This window comes from Shigella sp. FC1967 (assembly GCF_001743005.1).
Classification (GTDB): Bacteria; Pseudomonadota; Gammaproteobacteria; order Enterobacterales; family Enterobacteriaceae; genus Proteus.
The window spans coordinates 1-237 of the sequence record NZ_MIIZ01000345.1 but is presented as its reverse complement, the minus strand read 5'-3'; the positions used below and the strand labels follow the sequence as shown (position 1 = coordinate 237).

The window sequence follows — 237 nt, the reverse complement described above, 5'->3', positions numbered from 1 at the left end:
AGATACCCTGGTAGTCCACGCTGTAAAACGATGTCGATTTAGAGGTTGTGGTCTTGAACCGTGGCTTCTGGAGCTAACGCGTTAAATCGACGCCTGGGGAGTACGGCCGCAAGGTTAAAACTCAAATGAATTGACGGGGGCCCGCACAAGCGGTGGAGCATGTGGTTTAATTCGATGCAACGCGAAGAACCTTACCTACTCTTGACATCCAGCGAATCCTTTAGAGATAGAGGAGTG

The 237-nt window shown here is 50.2% G+C and carries 1 rRNA gene; it reads left to right on the top strand.

The annotated features are described in order from the left end of the window. Positions 1-237 (top strand): 16S ribosomal RNA (locus BHE89_RS03120); the annotation flags it as partial.